Origin of the sequence: Bradyrhizobium diazoefficiens USDA 110, from assembly GCF_000011365.1 — a bacterium.
Lineage (GTDB): Bacteria > Pseudomonadota > Alphaproteobacteria > Rhizobiales > Xanthobacteraceae > Bradyrhizobium > Bradyrhizobium diazoefficiens.
On record NC_004463.1, the window covers coordinates 6,609,202 to 6,626,351 of the forward strand.

Here is a 17,150-nt window from a genome sequence, read left to right on the forward strand (position 1 = left end):
CGGATTCTCAATTGAAACCCTCCAACGGAGCAACTGCGCGGTCAAAGGCGCCCTACGACCTCGACGAAAAGTTTCCACTGCATGTCTTTGTGGTAAATGTCGCGGATGCGGGCCCGGCCTAGCGCTGCGATCTCGGCCGATCTGGGCCAGTCCTGCAGACTCCGTGCGATCACTTCAGCAGCATGCTCTGGGGTATCGTAAGTTTCGATCGTGATCCCACTCTCCATGCCGTCAATATATCTTCCGGCGTCGGATACGAGCAATGCACCGCATCCCATCGACTCGAAGCAACGCATATTGCCGCGGTCTTCGCCCGCCATGTCGATCGAGCCATTAAGGGCGATCTTAGCCGAGCCAATCAGTTCGTAGAGATCTCTCCCGAATACCGGCGGCCGGGCAATAGCTGCGATCGCATCGGGGCGCCGGTGCTGTCGCAACGGCAGCAATCGTCCGATTGCGCTCTCGGCGAGCTTGGTCAGGCGTGATGCGTCAAGACAAAACACGACTTCATGACTGTCGGCCAAGCGCGCGACTCGCTCTAGCGTCTTTGCACGCTCACGATGATGTCGTGAATAGCCGCCGACGAAGACGACGTCGATGGGACGTTCTCCGTGTCCATATTCGTCCATAACCGGATCATGCGCAGGGTAGAACAGCTCGGCCCGGCATCCCTTGCGGCGCCACATATCGAGCATCGTAGGAAAGTTTGCAAGCACGGCGCCATAGGCCGTGAAATCGGCATTGCCGGACGGCGCGCCACGCCAGCACAGCGCCTTCTTTACGCAGCCCGGCAGCTTGGCAACGAATGCGCTCGGATAGCGCACGGGATCGAGATTGTAGAACACCTCGGTGGCGTGGTGCTCGATCTGCGCGAGCAGGATGGCCTCGAGCGTCGGCTCCCCGCCCATGCCCTGCTCGCGCGCCCAGCGGCGCTGCAGGACCTCGTCGTCTCCATTGGTGAAGAAGGCCTCCGGCGATCCATCAAGTACCGGTTGAAGGAAATGCGATGCACCGAAGCGATCGTTCAGAAACACCCGGCGTCGCTCTTCGAAGCTAACGGCCTTTGCCGCGAGCTGGTTCAACCGCGGCAGGTAGGATGGATAGAAACAGCTATTTTGGAACAGACGCATGGTTTACGCGTACCTCGCCAACATCCATTTCATGTTCAAATACGGCCAGATCCGCCCGACCGCCTCCCAGTCCCAGGACTTCGACGCCGTCAAGCGGCTCACCGTCGTGCGCAGGGCCGCTTCATCCACCAGTTCGGCAAACGCCGGCACCTTGCGGTCGAGCAGGTCGGCCGTCCAGCCGGCCAGCGGCCCATTCAACCATTCCGGCATCGGCGAATTGAAGCCGACCTTGCGACGCGCGGTGCGGATCGATTCCGGCATCAGGTTGGCCATCGCCCGCCGGGCGACGGCCTTGGTATAGCCCTCCGACGACTTGCTGCTTTCGGGAAGCGCCATCGTGTAGGTCACCAGGCGCCAGTCCATGAAGGGCATACGGACTTCGACGCCGTGGGCCATCGAAAGACGATCGAAGTTACGCAGGATCGTAGGCAGCACCGTACTGTGAAACATTCGGTATAGCCGCCGGTTCAAGCCCCCCCATTCACGCGGCAGCACATCGTCCTCCGCCACCAGCGGAAGCGAGGCCGGAAGATCGCGCAGACCGCCACGCAGAAAATAGACGCCCCTGCGCTTCAGGGCCAACATGCGCAGGACATCCACGCTGCGCCGGGCCAGCGCCGAACGCGAGGCGAAGTCTTCGGCGGCGTTTCGAATTCGAAATGCGAGCGCCTGTCCCTGCTGCAAATAGCCGCCCATCAGTTCGTCCGCACCGTGGCCGTCCAGCGACACGGTCACGTCTTGCCGTCTCAACTGCCGATAGATCAACCATATTGCGCTGGGAAGCGCGATATAGACGTCATCGAGATCGTCGAGAATCTGGTCGAGGTCTATGAGCGCATCGGCCTGCCCGATCTCGAGGAAGGTCGGCGCAACCTCAGCCCAGGCGGCGGCCTCCTCGGCCATCGGCCGCTCGTCGTTCAAGGCGCCGGGGAACGTCGCGACAAAGGCGTGGCGCCATGCAGTGCTGTCGCGCGGCCCCATGCCCGCCTTCTCGTGCGCCGCCATGGTGCAGATCACCGCCGATGAATCGAAGCCTCCGGACAGGCACGTTCCGATCGGCACATCGCTGCGCATGCGCAGGGCCACGGCATCCTGGAACAGCTCGCGAAAGCGCGCGACCTGTTCGGCTTCGGTGCCGGGCACGGGCGGCAGATGATCCACGGTCCGCCACCAGCGCCTGACACTGACCTTGCCCTGGCGCAGCCACATGCAGTGGCCGCCCTGCAGGCGGCGAACCTGCCGAAACAGGGTCCGCTCGCTTCCTTCGATCCCGAAGGCATCGAGCAGTAGCCGGCGCGCGACCTCCACATCGACGGAAGCATCGATCAGCCCGCTCCGCACCAGCGCGCGCTGCTCGGACGCGAAGATGAACCGCTCCGGCGACACGGCATAGAGCAGCGGCTTGATGCCGAACCGATCGCGCGCGAGAAACAGTTCGCCAGTGGCCGTGTCGAAGATCGCCAAGGCCCACATGCCGTTGAAGCGCGGCAGCATGTCTTCCCGCCACGCTTGCCAGGCGGCCAGGATCACTTCGGTATCCGATTGGCTGCGGAACACCACGCCCTGCGCCTCGAGCTCGCGGCGCAACTCGAGAAAATTGTAGATCTCGCCGTTGAAGACGATGACGTGACGGCCGTCCGCAGACCGCATCGGCTGGTAGCCGCCCTCGCCGGGATCAATGATGGCGAGGCGGCGGTGGCCGAATGCTAGGCTTCGGTCCGCGCTGAACCAGGTCCCCTGGCCGAACGGACCACGATGCGCGATCAGGCCGGTCAGCCGCGAGATATCGTCCGGCTCGACCGCGCTGCCGCGCAAATTGACGATTCCTGCGATTCCACACATGTCCTAGATCGCCTTGAGCGGCACGAAGCGACCGACGATGGCACGCATATCCCGCCAGCACGCGCTTCGATACGGACCCAGCTGCGATGCAGCAACTGCGACGACGAAGATGGTCGCGACCGACAGCGACGAGATGGCTCCCACGGACCACCAGGACGGCGCGAGCTGGAATGGCGCGCGGTGAAGACCGTATCGCAGCGCCAGCGCCGTCGCGATCCCGATGCCAAGCGGCATCAGCACGCAATGGACGACGCGCGGCCACATGTCGGCGAGGTCAAAACTGCGGCGCAACAGCAAGACGATGGTCACCATCTGCGCGATCATGCCGGCACACGCGCTCCAGCCTGCGGCCTGCCATCCGAAGCGCGGCAATGCGATCGCGCTGGTGACGAGCGTGACGACGCCCGTGACCAACGCGATCAGCGCGTTGGAGCGCGACCGCCCCTGCGCCAGCAGGTAAAAGCCGAAGACATTCGCGCTCGATCCGATGATCCCCGCAATCGACAGCACGACGAGCACCCGCGCCGCTTCGGCTGCGACCTCGGCGCCGGTCCAGACATGCAGCAATGGACCGGCCACGGGGATCAATCCGCCCAGGGCGCTTGCGGCGAGGACATTGAGGATCCACGACGACCGGAACAGCAGATCGCCCCTGCGATCCTCGCTCTCCTTCTGGAGCGTGCTGAAGTACGGAAACAGGATCTCACCGACCTTCAAGATACCGATATAGGTCGCTTCCTGGAGGCGTTGCGCAACGCCGTAGAAACCGACGAACTGCGGCTGCAGGAGCGCGCCAAGCAGATATCGATCGGCCTGCCCGGCAAGCAGCGCGCCACCCTGCGCGGCAACCTGCCAGCTGCCGAATCGAACCAGCCTGCCGAGCGCATCGCGATGCAACCCTGGCGGTGCCAGCCATTGCCCCATTGCGCCGCGGGACCAAACCAGGGCCATCAGCAGGCTGGTCGCGAACCCCAGCGCCTGGCAGCCCAGAAACGTCGACGCGTATGGCGAGGCGGGGATCAGCAGCAGCATCGAAAGGGTCGTGACCACCGTGCTGGCCATGCCGATCGAGGCGATCCGGCGATAGTCCTGACGCGCGGTGAACAACGACACGAAGACCGCCGACAGGCACTGGCACAACCAACCGGTACCGGCCAGCGCGAACGCCCGTCCAAGATCGTCGGCGGCCGGACCGGCCAGATGAAATCCGAGACGCGCCAGCGGAGCTCCGGCAAACAGGAAGAAAATGGTGATTGGGGCGCCAGCGCCGACCGCAAGCGTGACCGCCGTCGCGAACAGGCGTCGCGCATCTTCCCGATCGGACGGCTCCAGTCGCTGCGCAAGTTCGCGCGCCGTCGACAGTCCGAGCGCGTTGCTGAACACCAGCGCCGGCGCAATGCATGCGGTGACGAGACCCGCGACGCCGAATGCAGCGAGGCCGAGATGGACAACCACGAAAGGCAGGATAGCCAGGTTCAGCGCGACGGCCACCAGGAAGGCGATCGCATTCCACGCGGAGTTCCCCAGCAGATCGGGCGGTTTTTTTCCCAACGTCATGCCAGCCACCCGGCCATCACCTCACCAAGCCTTCGCCACCTCGCCGATCAGGGTTCCCCCAAGCATCGCGAATTCGGGCTAGCAGTCGGTACACGGAATGTCGATAGCCGACAGGGGCGGCGTTCGCCCGGTTGCCGATGCCCGATACACAACTTGCCGGGACGGATCATGGACGTGCGCGGCTCGATCTCGGGAATGGGCGCTCAGAGCCCATCCGACTCGCCGTTCTTCGGCGTCGAACGCGGCCCAAAGGGGGAAAATGGCGTATCGGTCGTGCCCGGCATCGCCAGCTTGCCGCCGGCATCCGCAGGGGGTCCTGCAGGGGCCGTCGCCGGATCCGACGGCCGCTGGAGCGCCAGGACCTCGCTGCGGTCGCCCTGCTTGAGTGTCACCTCGCGCGGCTGAACCTCCGTCAGCGACCAGCCGCCAAGCGATTCGCCCTGCCGCAGGCGCACGACCTTCTGGTCGATGCGGTTGACGAGAATGGCGATGGCGTCGCCCTCCCCCACCACGGCCCCCACCAGCAGCAGCGGTGGCGGCGCTTCGACCGGCTTGGGCGGCGGCGGTGCTTGCATCTCTTCGGCCGGAGACGCGGCGACCGCGCGCGGCGGCGGCCGGCGCGAGGCCGAGAAGATCGGGCGCTCCTGGGTCGCCGTCAGCGCCGAGAGCGGCACCGACCACAGGGGATTACCGCGGGGGACCGGTTTGCTCGCAGCCTGCGCCGGCCGCGCAATCGGCCTCACCGCACCGACCTCGACGCTTTCGGCGGGGCCGCCCGCGGCATCGTCGGGCAGGATATCGATGCGGGAGGAGGTGGCAGCCGAGGTCCCGGCACTACCCAGCACCGCGCACAGCGCAGCCAATCCCGCCGCTCGAAGCCACCCCGACATCAAATTCCCTTGCAAGTTCCCTTGCCACCGAGGGCCGCGCCAGCACGCGGCAAGCCGTCCGCAGCAAACTAGGCCCGTTGGGCCCGACCATCAACCCGCATCGTATCCGCTCCATTCCGACGAAGAGGCCCCACCTGATCCGGCATCTGTTGCGATGCATGAAAATGTTGCCCAACGGCCACGATAGCCGAAATTGCACCCGGAACAGCCCGGAACCCCGCGCAATTAAACCCCCGTTCATTGCGAGCCGCCGCGACGCCATGAGATTATGCCGCGGCGCAGGGCTTCGCCCCACGCCCAGGTTGCATGCTGACGACGATTTTTTCTGATTTGAGAGCACCGATGCCCGGACCGAACTTGGCGCGAGACTGGATTGGATCCAGGTTTCGGTCCGTCACACGCCACTCGCTGGCGACCCTGCTCGCAACGACCGCGCTCGGGGTCGTCGCCGCGCACGCCGTCGACGGCACCTGGACCGGCGGCAGCACCGACTGGACCGATCCGACCAACTGGTCATCCAACCCGAGCGTGCCGGACGGAACCGCGACCTTCACCAACGCCGGAAGCGCAAGCGTCGACAACAACAACGGCGTCGTGGTCATCGGCACGGTCCAGTTCACGAACACGGCGCAGGCCTACACGGTCACGGTCGGCAACCCGTTCATCGTCAACGGGACGGGCATCGTCAACGATTCCGGCAATACACAGACGTTCCACGTCCTCTCCGGCAACAATCTGGTGTTTCAGAACGGCAGCACCGCGAGCGGCGGCACCGGAGCCGTGACCATCACGAACGATGTCGGCGGCAACGTCAACTTCATCCAGAACAGCAGAGCGGGGACGGCGACTCTCGGCAACAGCGGCTTCGTCACGTTCGAGGATTCCAGCACCGCCGAAAACGCCCATATCACCAACAATGCCGGCGGCCAGATCGATTTCTTCACCAGCGCCTCGGCCGGCAACGCCACGATCACCAACGCGGCGAGCGCCACGCTGAATTTCCACAACAGCACCACCGCCGCCACCTCGACCATCACCAACGACGGAACGGTGAATTTCGACGGCTCCGCCACGGGCGGCAGCGCGCGCTTCATCAACAATCTCGGCGGCATCGTCGACATATCGGGCCTCACCAGCGGCGGGATGACGACCGGCTCGATCGAAGGCGCCGGCGACTACGTGCTCGGCGCCAACACGCTCACCACCGGCAGCCTCAACAGCTCGACCCAGGTCGACGGCGTGATCAACAGCACCGGCGGCGGCCTGACCAAGGTCGGCACCGGCACGCTGACGCTGACCGGCATCAACGGCTACACCGGCGCGACGACCATCTCGGCCGGAACGCTGGCGCTGTCGGGCTTCGGCAACATCTCGTCGTCCAGCGTCGTCACGGTCGATGCGACGTTCGACATCTCCGGCGCGGCGGTGCCGTTCAACGCCATCACGACGCTTGCCGGCAGTTCGTCCGGTGTCGTCAACATGGGCGGCAACGGGCTGGTGATGACCAACGCCTCGACCGAATTCGCGGGCGTGATCCAGGGCACCGGCGGGATCGAGGTCTTCAGCGGCACGCAGACGCTCTCCGGCGTGAACACTTATTCGAACGCCACCCAGATCGATGCCGGCGCCACGTTGGCGCTGAAGGGAGCCGGCTCGATCGCGAACTCGGCGTTCGTTTCGTTCAGTGCACCGAACGCCACGCTCGACATCTCGCAAACGACCTCTGGCACGTCTGTCCGCGGTCTCGGCTCGCCCGCCGGCAGCGGCATCGTCGCGCTCGGATCTAGGACGCTCACGATCACGTCCGGCAGCACCTTCGGCGGCGTGATCCAGGACGGAGGCATTGCCGGCGGCAGTGGCGGCAGCGTCGTCATCGCCAACGGTGCCACCCAGTCACTCTCCGGCACGAACACCTATACCGGCGCAACGACGATTGCCGCGGGCGGCGAACTGGATCTGGCATCGTCGGGCGGTAACCACGGCAGCATAGCAGCCTCCAGCGGCGTGGTCGCCAACGGCGTCTTCGACATCTCGAACCTGACCAGCGGTGGCACGTCGATCACATCGCTGACGGGCTCCGGCAACGTCCATCTCGGCAACAACACGCTGACGATCACGGCCGGCAACGGCACCTTTTCCGGCGTGATCGACGACACAGGCTTTCCCGGCGGACTCACGATCACGGGCGGCAGGCAGACGCTTACCGGCGCGAACACTTATGCCGGAAACACCAATGTCAACGGCGGCACGCTCGTCGTGGACGGAGTGCTGTTCGCGAGCGCGGCTTTCGTCAATGCCGGCGGCACCCTCGCCGGCACCGGCACGATCGCAGGCATCGACGTGAACGGCGGCACGCTCGCCCCGGGCAATGCGGCAAACCCGTACGGCACGCTCAGCGTCAGCGGAAACGTCACCTTCACCGCCGCATCGACCTATCTGGTCCAGGTCTCCTCGGCCAATGCCAGTCTGACCCAGGCCAACGGCACGGGCGACCTCGGCGGCGCGACGGTGCGCGCGAATTTCGGCACCGGCACGCTGAAGAAGCAGTACGCGATCTTCTACGCGGCGGGCGGTCTCGTCGGCACCACCTTTAGTCCGACCGTCGTCTCCAACATGCCGACGGTCAATGCGACGCTGAGCTATGACGCCCTGACTGCGTACCTCAACATCGGCCTCAATTTTACTCCGGCTGGCGGCCTCAACGTCAACCAGCAGAACGTCGCCAACACGCTGACCAATTTCTTCAACACGACCGGCGGCATTCCCGCGGCCTTCGCCGCGCTGGCGCCGGCGGGACTGACCACCGCATCGGGCGAGCTCGGCACCGGCATCCTGCAGTCCGCGATCAACGCCGACGGCCAGTTCCTCAACCTGATGCTCGATCCGACCCTCGTCGGCCGCAGCGGCGGCTTCGCCAAGGCCGGCAGCGTCGCGCAATTCGCCGAGAGCGATGACGCCGCCGCCTACGCGTCGATGCGTCTGGCCAACGCACGCGAGCGCGAGGCCTATGCGATGGCGACCAAGGCACCGCTGCTGTCGTCACAGCCGAGCAGCCGCTGGAGCGTCTGGGCGGCCGGCTATGGCGGCTCGGCCGAGGTCGGCGGCAATGCGCAGGTCGGCTCGCAGGACCTGACCGCACGGGTCGCGGGCGGCGCGGCCGGCGCCGATTACAGGATTTCGCTGGACACGCTGGTCGGCTTCGCGCTCGGCGGCGGCGGGCTCAACTACTCGCTCGCCAATGCGATGGGCTCGGGCTCCGCCGACATGTTCCAGGCCGGCGTCTACGGCCGGCACAATTTCGGACCGGCCTACGTCTCGGCCGCGCTCGCCTATGGCTGGCACGACGTCACCACCAACCGCACCGTGGCGCCCGGCGGCTTCGACCAGCTCCAGAGCCGCTTCAAGGCCGACACCTTCTCGGCTCGCTTCGAAGGCGGCTACCGCTTCGCAACGCCCTGGATCGGCATCACGCCCTATGCGGCGGCGCAGGTGACGAACTTCAACCTGCCGAACTATTCCGAAGTCAGCCTCAATGGCGGCGGCCTGTTCGCGCTGAACTACGCCGCGCAGTCGCTGACCGACACCCGCTCCGAGCTCGGTCTGCGCACCGACAAGTCCTACGCGATGCAGAACGGCGTGCTGACCTTGCGCGGCCGCGCCGCCTGGGCGCACGACTACAATCCGAGCCGCGCCGTCACCGCGCTGTTCCAGACCCTGCCGGGCACCAGCTTCGTCGTGAACGGCGCCAGGGTCGATGCCGACTCCGCGCTTCTCAGCGCCAGCGCCGAGATGAAGTGGCTGAGCGGCTTCTCGATCGCCGGCACCTTCGACGGCGAATTCTCCGGCAACGTCACCAGCTATTCCGGCAAGGGCGTGTTCAAGTACACTTGGTGAGCCGACGAAGCCGCCCTACTTCCCCGCCTGCCACTGGCCGGAGATGCCCAGGATCACCCTGACGCGGCCGGTGCCGGAATCGTTCAGCGCCGTGGTCTGCGGCACCTGGACGTCGAGCTGTTCGACGAACAGGAACGGCATGCCGGCTTCGAGATCGTAGAGCAGCTTCTGGAGTGCCGGCTGCTCCAGCTCGCAGCTCACGACGAGGCCGACGAAGCCGTCCTTCACTTGCGCGCCGGAAACATCGACCTGCGAGGACTGCACCAAGCCGCCGACATTGCCGACCGCGGCCGCAACCCGCTGCAACAAATTGGCGCCAGCGACCGTCACGGTCGGCCCTTCCAGGAACGGCGTGCCGGGATGCTCGGCCGGCGACGTCGCAGCATTGCCGGCGCCGCCCTTGCGGCCGCGCAACTGGTCGAGCAGATCGGAGGTCTGCGCCAGCGCCTGGCGGTGAGCGACGATTTCGGCGATCGACAAGCCGGCCATCAGCAACAGCCCGCCGGTGATTGCGAGATAGAGCGTCACCGCGATCAGCGGCGAGCCGGCAAGCGCTCGCGCGACGGCGTTTCCGCTGGCGGGCTTGATGCTGCTCATGGCGCGTTCCTCGGTTCGATCTGCGCCTCGATGTGGAAGCGCTCGCCGGGATCAGAGGGGCTACGCGTCGTGGGGGCGTAAAAGGTCGCGCGGGTGAAATGCTGGGACTGCTCGATCAGCGGGATCAACGAGGGCGCATCGCGGGTGATGCCGCCGATCTGGATCTTGTTGCCGGAAAGATGCATCTCGGTGACATAGGTATGATCCGGCAGCAGCCGGCTCAGCGACTCCAGCACGATCACGCTCGCCGGCGTCTCGTATTTGCGGCGCTCGAGCAGGGCGAGCGGCGAGCGCTCGCCGCCGTCGCTGCCGCGGAGCGCGGCGCGGCGCTGGGTGATCTGCCGTTCGAGCTCGCTCTCCTGCGCACTGAGGCTGTCGGCCAAATAGCCTGCTGCGACCGATCCGACGACCGCTGCGACCACAGCGAGGGCCAGCACCGCTTGCAGCGTCCGGCTCAGCCGCACCGGATCGATCGCGCCGCGCGACTTCTGCTCGAACACCTTGATCCGCCCGCCCCCGCCCGCCTCCGTCACGATCGCGATCGCCGACGGATGGAATCCCGACACCGCCTCGACATAGCCCATCGCCAGCCTGCGCGGCGCCGCGGCGATTTCTGTCGTGATGCTCTCGCCGCCATGCGCCACCGGCGGGCTGCACCCGAACACGGCTTCGCTGGCGCTCCACGGCGTCAGCCGGTCGATCTGCGCGCGCACGATGCCGTCGAGGAAATCGGCCGCGCGGGCCGGCAGCTCCAGCGGACGGAACAGGAAGCGCGCCGGCCGCAGCACGATCTCGACGCGGCTGCCGCGGACGATCTGCGCGAGATTGGCGCCCACGAACTTGCCGTCCTCGAAAGCGATCTCGTTCGGCACGTCCTCCGGCTTCGTCACCTCGAGCGCGAATGCGCCGGTCTCGGTCTCAACCAGTCGTACCACGCGCGGCGCCACCACGCGCTCCAGCCCGGCGACGACTGCGCCGGCCACGGTGCCGGTCCAGGCGTCGAGAACGCCGCGAAGGGAATTGAGCGAGCTCATCTCACAGAGGCTTTCCGGCCGAGCCGTCGAAGGCGTTGTGCCATGACAATACACGATAGGGCTCATCGCCGCTTTCGAGAAGTAGGATGACGATCTCGGCCGAGCTCCGGCGATGCGACGGCGCCTCGACGGCGACCGTCAGCCGGTACGCCTTCGAGCCCTCGGTCGTGGCATTGGCGCTGCCGGCGAGCCCGATCAGGGATCGCGGGTCGATATTGGGGTCGGTGCGGTCGCGCAGGACCTGTTGCAGCGTCTCCGGCGTCATGCCGGGCAGGGCCGCCACCACCTGCGGCGCGGCATCCAGCACGTTCACGGTCTTCATGTTGCTGAAGACGGTGACGAAGGGCATCACGCGTTCGACGACGGCGGACGGAATGCCGCGCACGAGCCAGAGCTCGTCGCTGTGCGGAAACGGTGCGTGCCGCGGCAGATAGGACGCACCGAGCGTGCGGTAATAGGCATCCTCCGGATTGTCCTGTCCGGGCTCGGTCGACGAGCGCCAGGCGAGGATCCGGTCGGCATAGACAGGCGCATCCATCGCGGAGACGCCGAGCGTCGTCATCAGGCCCGCGAGGATCGGCTTCGGCGCCATGTTGAGATCGATGCGTGCCGCCTCCGAGCGGAACGTCACGCTCACCCGGCCGGCTCCGACGCGCGCGTTGAAGGTGCCGCTGGTCGGACGCAGCGCCTCGTCCTGCCCCGTCAGCCGGTAGGCCGCCAGTTCAAGCCCGGCGTTGACCAGCGCATCGGCCTGCATCCGATCGGCGTTGACGGCGACCGTGACCGCGGTGTTGGTGACATAGGTCAGGTAGATCAGCGCGAGCGCGGCCAGCGCCGCCAGCATCCAGAGCACCACGACGACAATGAAGCCGCGGCCATCACCAAGCCTCGCATGATCGTGCCTCGCGCCGCTCACAGCTGCTGCCCCTCCTTCTCCGCCTGTTGCGGCCGGGTGCGTGCCGTCACGCAGGTCGTCGGATTCTTGGCCCGCGCGCATTCGGCAGGCGCCGTGATGTGGGGGATCACCGCGCCCGAGACCGCCAGCACCTGCCCGCTGGCGCCGTCACGCACGGTGATGCGGATGCGATCCGGCAGTTGCGGCTGGCCGCGCCAGATCGGCTGCCACTGGCCGTCCGGCCCGGCATAGGCGAAGCTGACGCGGAACGGCGCGCGGATCAGCACGACCTGGTCGACAAAGCGGATCTGCCCGTCCGTCGGCATCGGCTGGAACGGCGCACGCTCGCGCACCAGCGCGAGCCCCTGCGCATCGGCCTTCTCGATCAGGCGGATGAATTCGAGGCCCGGACGGGCGCTTGGGCCGAGCGCCGTGCGCAGGAAGGTTACCGACAATTCGGCGCCGTCGAACAGCGGCACCCTGGCATCGCCGTTGACGGCGATCTGCTCGGCCACCGACAGGTCGGAGACGATGCGGTCGAGCCCGGTCGCCAGGCGCTCGGCCCGTTGCACCCGGGCGATGCCGCGATTCCAGTTCGGCAGCCATTGCGCCGTCACCGTCGCCAGCGCCGCCAGGATGACCGTCATCAGCAGCGTCGCCAGCAGCACTTCGAGCAGGGTGAAGCCTGCCTCATCGGCCAGCGCGCGGCGCAGGCGCTTCATGGCCAGGCCCTTGATCGAAAAGCCCCTCACTGCGAAGCCCTCGGCACCAGCTTCACCGTCGTGACCTGGATCGCGCTGCCGTCGGCGCGCTGGAGGCGCAGATTGACGGCCATCGGCACGAAGCGATCGGTGGCGGGATTGCCGCCCGGCACGTTCATCGGCGCGACGTCGACGCGCCAGCGGCTGCCGGCAAGCTCGCCGCTCTGCCGGCCGGGCTTCAGCAGGGACCGCGCCGGCAGGTCCGCAAGCAGGGTCTCGGCGGTGCCGGCGAGGGCCAGATGCTGGTCGATCGCGCGCGTGCCTTTCGCCGTCGTGGCGATGACCGAGCCGATCGTCCCGAGCACGACCGCGATGATCGCGAGCGCGATCAGCGCCTCGATCAGCGTGAAGCCGGCGGCGTCAGAGCAGCTTCTGCGGGACAATCTCGACGCCTCCGGTCAGCCAGTTGACGCGCACCTCATAGCCCATGCCGGGCCGCGCCAGCGCGATCGTCCCCCCGCACGACATGCCCGACGGAAAGAAGTCGATCGACCGCCCCGTCGCGCGATCGGCACAGCGCGAGGCCAGCGTCGCCTGCACGACCACGTCGCCCGGCAGGCGGATAGTCCGCCCGGTGACGCCGGAGCGGATCGCGCGCGCTTCCGCGTCCACCTGTGTCGCCACCCTCACCTGCCGGCGCAACGCCGCGTTGCGGTCGGCCTTCAGCAGTGCCGCGGTCTCGACCGCATAACTTTCCAGCCTGGCGCGCGTCGTCGTGCGCGGGACAGCCGGCAGGATGATCGACGCGAGCAGGCCGATGATCGCGAGCACGCACAGGATCTCGATCAGCGCGAAGCCGCGCGCATCGCGGATGTCCTCAGCGCGCGCCGCTGACAATGTCGGCTGCCGTTCCACTGCCGCCTTCCTGACCGTCCGATCCGAGCGAGATGATGTCATAGGGCGCGCTCGCGCCCGGCGAGCGATAGACATAGACGTGGCCCCAGGGATCGTTGGGCACCACGCCGCCGCGCAGATAAGGCCCGTTCCAGCCGGCCTGGTTGCTGTTGCGGGTCAGCGCGGCGAGACCCTCGTTCGAGGTCGGATAACGCCCGAGATCGAGATAATAGAGATCGAGCGCGCTGGAAAAGCTCTCGATCTGGATCTTCGCCGCCTTCGCCTTGGACTCGCTGAGATAGTTTAGCACCCGCGGGCCGACCAGCGCCATGATCATCCCGATGATGGTGATGACGACCAGCATCTCGACGAGCGTGAAGCCTGCCTCCCCTCGGCCCTGGCGCCGACCGCGCCTTGCGGATGGATGTTTGGTCACTTCAAGCTTCTCCCGTTCCTTGCCCGTTTCTTGGCCGTTTCTTGGCCCTAACCAACAATCTGGCTCACCGACATCAGCGCCGTCATCACCGAGGTGATCAGGCCGCCGACGACCAGCGAGATCGCGATGATCGCCGCCGGTCCCGCAATGCCGACGGCGCGGTCCAGCGTCCGCTGCAATTTGGCTTCGTAGAATTCGGCGACGCGTCCGGACAGCATCGGCAATTGCCCGGTCTCGTCGCCGAGCCGGAGCATGCGCACCGCCATCGCCGGCAGCGCTTCCGTCTCAGCCAGCGCGTCGGAGAGCTTCGAGCCATGGCGGACACGATCGGCCGCGTCGCTCCAGACCGCGGACGGCCCCGTCGTCGCCATCATGTCGATCAGGATGCGCAGCGTGGTGGTGAGATTGACGCCGCTGCCGAGCAGCAGGCCGAGATTGCGGCAGAACAGCGCGGTGCGGTACGCGCTCATGATGTTGCGGATCGCCGGCAGCCGCGTGATCGCATTGGCGATGCCGCGCCGGATGCGCTCCTGCCGCAGCAGTAGCCATGTCGCGGCGATGGCGGCCGCAAGACCGGCCAGCACCGCGTCGGAATTGCCGCGCAGGAAAGTCGAGATGTTGAGGAACACGCCGACGATCGGATCGACCTTGGCACCGAAATCCTGCAACACGCTGGCGAACTGCGGCAGCACGAAAGTCAGGAAGAACAGCAGCACGCAGCCCGCCGCGCCGAGCACGAACAGCGGATAGCGGATCGCATCCGACAGCCTCCGCCGCAACGCCTCGCTGCGCGTGCGCTCGCCGGCCAGCACCTCCAGCACCTGATCCAGCGATCCCGAGGCCTCGCCGACCCGCACCAGCGCGATGTACATCGGCGGAAACAGTCCCTCGTGCCGCGCCAGCGCTTCGGCAAAGCTCTCGCCCGAGACGACGCGCGAGCGGATGTCGGCCACGACGGGGCGCAGCCGGCCGAGATCGGGATCGGCCGCGAGCAGCTCCAACCCGTCATTGATGCGGGCGCCGGCGCGGAGCAGCAGCGCGAGATCGCGCGTGAGGATGGTGACGTCTTCCGGCTTCGGCCTGTTGAACAGGCTGACCACGCTGCCGGTCACGCCCCCCTCCTCCGGCGTGACGTTGTCGACCAGCACGAGGCCGAGCCGCTCGATCCGCTGTGCGACGTCGCCCGGCGCAGGCGCGGCGATGGCGCCGGAGACCAGTTCGCCGTTGGCGTTGAGGGCGCGGTAGCGATAGTTGGGCATGGGTTCTAAAGCCGAATGAGCTTGGGTCGAATGGATTGGCCGCAAGGTCGGTGCACCTCTCCCGCTTGCGGGAGAGGTCGGCGCGAAGCGCTGAGTGAGGGTTCTCTCCTCTGGGGGAGCCTTCGTTGTTGAGACACCCTCTCCCCAACCCTCCCTCGCAAGCGGGGGAGGGAGCACACCTCCCTCGCCGCGGCATTTGAACCTGATCGCATCATGTTCTAGCGCAACGTCGTGACGCGGAAGACCTCGGGCACGGTGGTGAGCCCGGCCCGGCATTTGGCAACCGCATCCTCCAGCATCGTCGTCATGCCGCCGCGCATCGCGGCGGCGTCGATCGAGTGGGAATCGGTCTGCGGCCCGACCAGCGCGCGCACCTCGTCGGACATTTCGAGGATCTCGAACACGCCGTTGCGGCCCCGGAAACCCGTGCCGCCGCAGCGCTCGCAGCCGCCGGCCTCGTGCACGACCTCCCCGGCCTTGAAGCCGATCACCGCAAAGCGCGGGTCCTTGGCGAGATCGGCCTCGCTCAAGCTGTGCGGCACCTTGCAGCGGTCGCAGAGCATGCGCACCAGCCGCTGCGCCACCACCGCGCGCAGCGTCGACTTGAGCAGGAAGCCCTCGATGCCGAGATCGATCAGGCGCGGCACGGCGGCCGCCGCCGTCTCGGTGTGCAGCGTCGTCAGCACGAGATGGCCGGTGAGCGCGGCATGGATCGCGATATGCGCGGTCTCGGCGTCGCGGACCTCGCCGACCATGATCACGTCGGGGTCCTGGCGCACGAAAGCGCGCATGGCCGAGGCGAAGGTCAGCCCGATCGACGGCTTGACCTGGGACTGGTTGATGCCGGGGATCTCGTATTCGACGGGATCCTCGATCGTGAGTATCTTTCGCGTCGGCTCGTTCAGGATCGACAGCATGGTCGCAAGCGTCGTGGTCTTGCCGCTGCCGGTCGGTCCGGTGACGACGATCATGCCGTGCGGCATCGCCAGCAGGCGCGTCATCGCGCTCTCGTCGCGCGCGCCGAGCCCGAGCTTGCTCATCTCCAGCAGGCCGCGGTCGCGCGGCAACAGGCGGATGACGGCGCTCTCGCCGTGCTGCGTCGGCATGGTCGCGACGCGGACGTCAAGCTCGCTGCGCCCGACGCGCACGCGTGCCGCGCCGTCCTGCGGCAGCCGCCGCTCGGCGATGTTGAGGCTGGCGAGAATCTTGATGCGCGAGATCAGCGCCTGCGGCGGGATGCCGTGCGGCGACGGCAGCGCGCGCAACAGGCCGTCGACGCGCATGCGCACCACGAGGCCGCTACGGAACGGCTCGACGTGAATGTCGCTGGCGCGCAAGTCCACCGCGCGCTCCAACAGATCGTTGAGCGCGCGCACCACCGGCGCACCGCTGGCGAGATCGCGCAGGCTCTCGATGTCGTCGTCGGACTGCTGCGCGACGCTCCTGCCGGTTCGATCGGCATGTGCGTCATCGGCATCGGCCCGTTGATCGAGGACCGTCGTAATGTCCTCATATGACGCCACGACGACATCGACCGGCGCTCCGAACACGATTTCGGCGGCGCGAATGGCCGCGGTGTCGGAGGGATCGGCGACAGCCAGCTGAAAGACGTCAGTCGCCGTACCGCCATTCGTCGCGCTGAAAGGAAAGATGGTGGATTCACGCAGGAAACGGCGCGAAAAGCCGTCGAGACGCGGCGTGCCCGCGAGCAGTTGCGGCAGGCTCAGCCGCGGCAGGGCAAAATAGTCGGAGACTTCATCTGCGAATTCGGCCGCGGAAAGATCGGTGGCCTCCCACAATTCGCGCAAGGGGCGCGTCAGCGCGGGATTGGCTGACTTGTCCACATGGGCGTGCGCCCGCAGCGGCAATGAGTATTTTTCCAGGAGGAGCTGCCGGAAGCTATCTGCGGAACGGTCGCGCATCGCATTCACAGCGTTGACCTTGTTACCTGAATGCAACAACTTCGGCGGTTAAGGAAGGCCCTTTGCCCTTGACTTATTTCTTAGCAAAAACATAATCGT

At 66.8% G+C, this 17,150-nt stretch carries 14 protein-coding genes; 1 reads left to right on the forward strand and 13 read right to left on the reverse strand.

Going from position 1 to position 17,150, the window contains the following annotated elements; all coding sequences use genetic code 11:
- Positions 1-41: 41 nt before the first annotated feature.
- The 4 genes from BJA_RS30410 to BJA_RS30425 all read right to left on the reverse strand — a co-directional run bounded on the left by BJA_RS30410 (position 42) and on the right by BJA_RS30425 (position 5,419).
- Positions 42-1,130 carry a glycosyltransferase gene (locus tag BJA_RS30410; protein ID WP_011088750.1) on the reverse strand — a complete coding sequence of 363 codons (1,089 nt, stop codon included), beginning with the start codon at positions 1,128-1,130 and terminating at the stop codon, positions 42-44.
- Between the two features lie 3 nt (positions 1,131-1,133).
- Entirely contained in the window at positions 1,134-2,972 is a 1,839-nt protein-coding gene (gene asnB / locus BJA_RS30415) for an asparagine synthase (glutamine-hydrolyzing) (RefSeq protein WP_011088751.1), read from the reverse strand.
- 3 nt (positions 2,973-2,975) lie between these two features.
- Entirely contained in the window at positions 2,976-4,529 is a 1,554-nt protein-coding gene (locus tag BJA_RS30420; RefSeq protein WP_236842098.1) for a lipopolysaccharide biosynthesis protein, read from the reverse strand.
- A 203-nt stretch (positions 4,530-4,732) separates the two neighbouring features.
- Positions 4,733-5,419 (reverse strand): hypothetical protein, encoded by a 687-nt coding sequence (locus BJA_RS30425; protein WP_011088753.1) that lies wholly within the window; start codon positions 5,417-5,419, stop codon positions 4,733-4,735.
- 306 nt (positions 5,420-5,725) lie between these two features.
- Between BJA_RS30425 and BJA_RS30430 the strand changes: the two genes are divergently transcribed.
- A complete protein-coding gene (locus tag BJA_RS30430) occupies positions 5,726-9,313 on the forward strand; it encodes an autotransporter outer membrane beta-barrel domain-containing protein (protein WP_011088754.1) in 3,588 nt (1,195 codons plus the stop codon).
- 15 nt (positions 9,314-9,328) lie between these two features.
- Here the strand turns inward: BJA_RS30430 and gspM are convergent, their stop codons facing one another.
- The 9 genes from gspM to BJA_RS30475 form a co-directional block, all read right to left on the reverse strand.
- A complete protein-coding gene (gene gspM / locus BJA_RS30435; protein ID WP_011088755.1) occupies positions 9,329-9,910 on the reverse strand; it encodes a type II secretion system protein GspM in 582 nt (193 codons plus the stop codon).
- On the reverse strand, positions 9,907-10,944 hold the full coding sequence (locus tag BJA_RS30440; protein WP_038967012.1) for a PilN domain-containing protein: 1,038 nt from the start codon (positions 10,942-10,944) through the stop codon (positions 9,907-9,909). Before BJA_RS30440 ends, gspM begins: the two co-directional genes overlap by 4 nt.
- Position 10,945: 1 nt before the next feature.
- On the reverse strand, positions 10,946-11,860 hold the full coding sequence (locus BJA_RS30445) for a general secretion pathway protein GspK (protein ID WP_011088757.1): 915 nt from the start codon (positions 11,858-11,860) through the stop codon (positions 10,946-10,948).
- The gene (locus tag BJA_RS30450) at positions 11,857-12,591 is read right to left on the reverse strand and encodes a hypothetical protein (RefSeq protein WP_011088758.1); all 735 of its coding nucleotides are present in this window, start codon (positions 12,589-12,591) and stop codon (positions 11,857-11,859) included. Before BJA_RS30450 ends, BJA_RS30445 begins: the two co-directional genes overlap by 4 nt.
- Complete coding sequence (locus BJA_RS30455) at positions 12,588-12,983, reverse strand: PulJ/GspJ family protein (RefSeq protein WP_038967009.1); 396 nt, start codon at positions 12,981-12,983, stop codon at positions 12,588-12,590. Before BJA_RS30455 ends, BJA_RS30450 begins: the two co-directional genes overlap by 4 nt.
- The gene (locus BJA_RS30460; protein WP_011088759.1) at positions 12,961-13,455 is read right to left on the reverse strand and encodes a prepilin-type N-terminal cleavage/methylation domain-containing protein; all 495 of its coding nucleotides are present in this window, start codon (positions 13,453-13,455) and stop codon (positions 12,961-12,963) included. Before BJA_RS30460 ends, BJA_RS30455 begins: the two co-directional genes overlap by 23 nt.
- Positions 13,418-13,870 carry a type II secretion system major pseudopilin GspG gene (gene gspG / locus BJA_RS30465; protein ID WP_011088760.1) on the reverse strand — a complete coding sequence of 151 codons (453 nt, stop codon included), beginning with the start codon at positions 13,868-13,870 and terminating at the stop codon, positions 13,418-13,420. Before gspG ends, BJA_RS30460 begins: the two co-directional genes overlap by 38 nt.
- A gap of 47 nt (positions 13,871-13,917) precedes the next feature.
- Positions 13,918-15,129 carry a type II secretion system F family protein gene (locus BJA_RS30470; RefSeq protein WP_011088761.1) on the reverse strand — a complete coding sequence of 404 codons (1,212 nt, stop codon included), beginning with the start codon at positions 15,127-15,129 and terminating at the stop codon, positions 13,918-13,920.
- A gap of 218 nt (positions 15,130-15,347) precedes the next feature.
- Complete coding sequence (locus BJA_RS30475; RefSeq protein WP_236842101.1) at positions 15,348-17,051, reverse strand: GspE/PulE family protein; 1,704 nt, start codon at positions 17,049-17,051, stop codon at positions 15,348-15,350.
- Positions 17,052-17,150 lie beyond the last annotated feature (99 nt).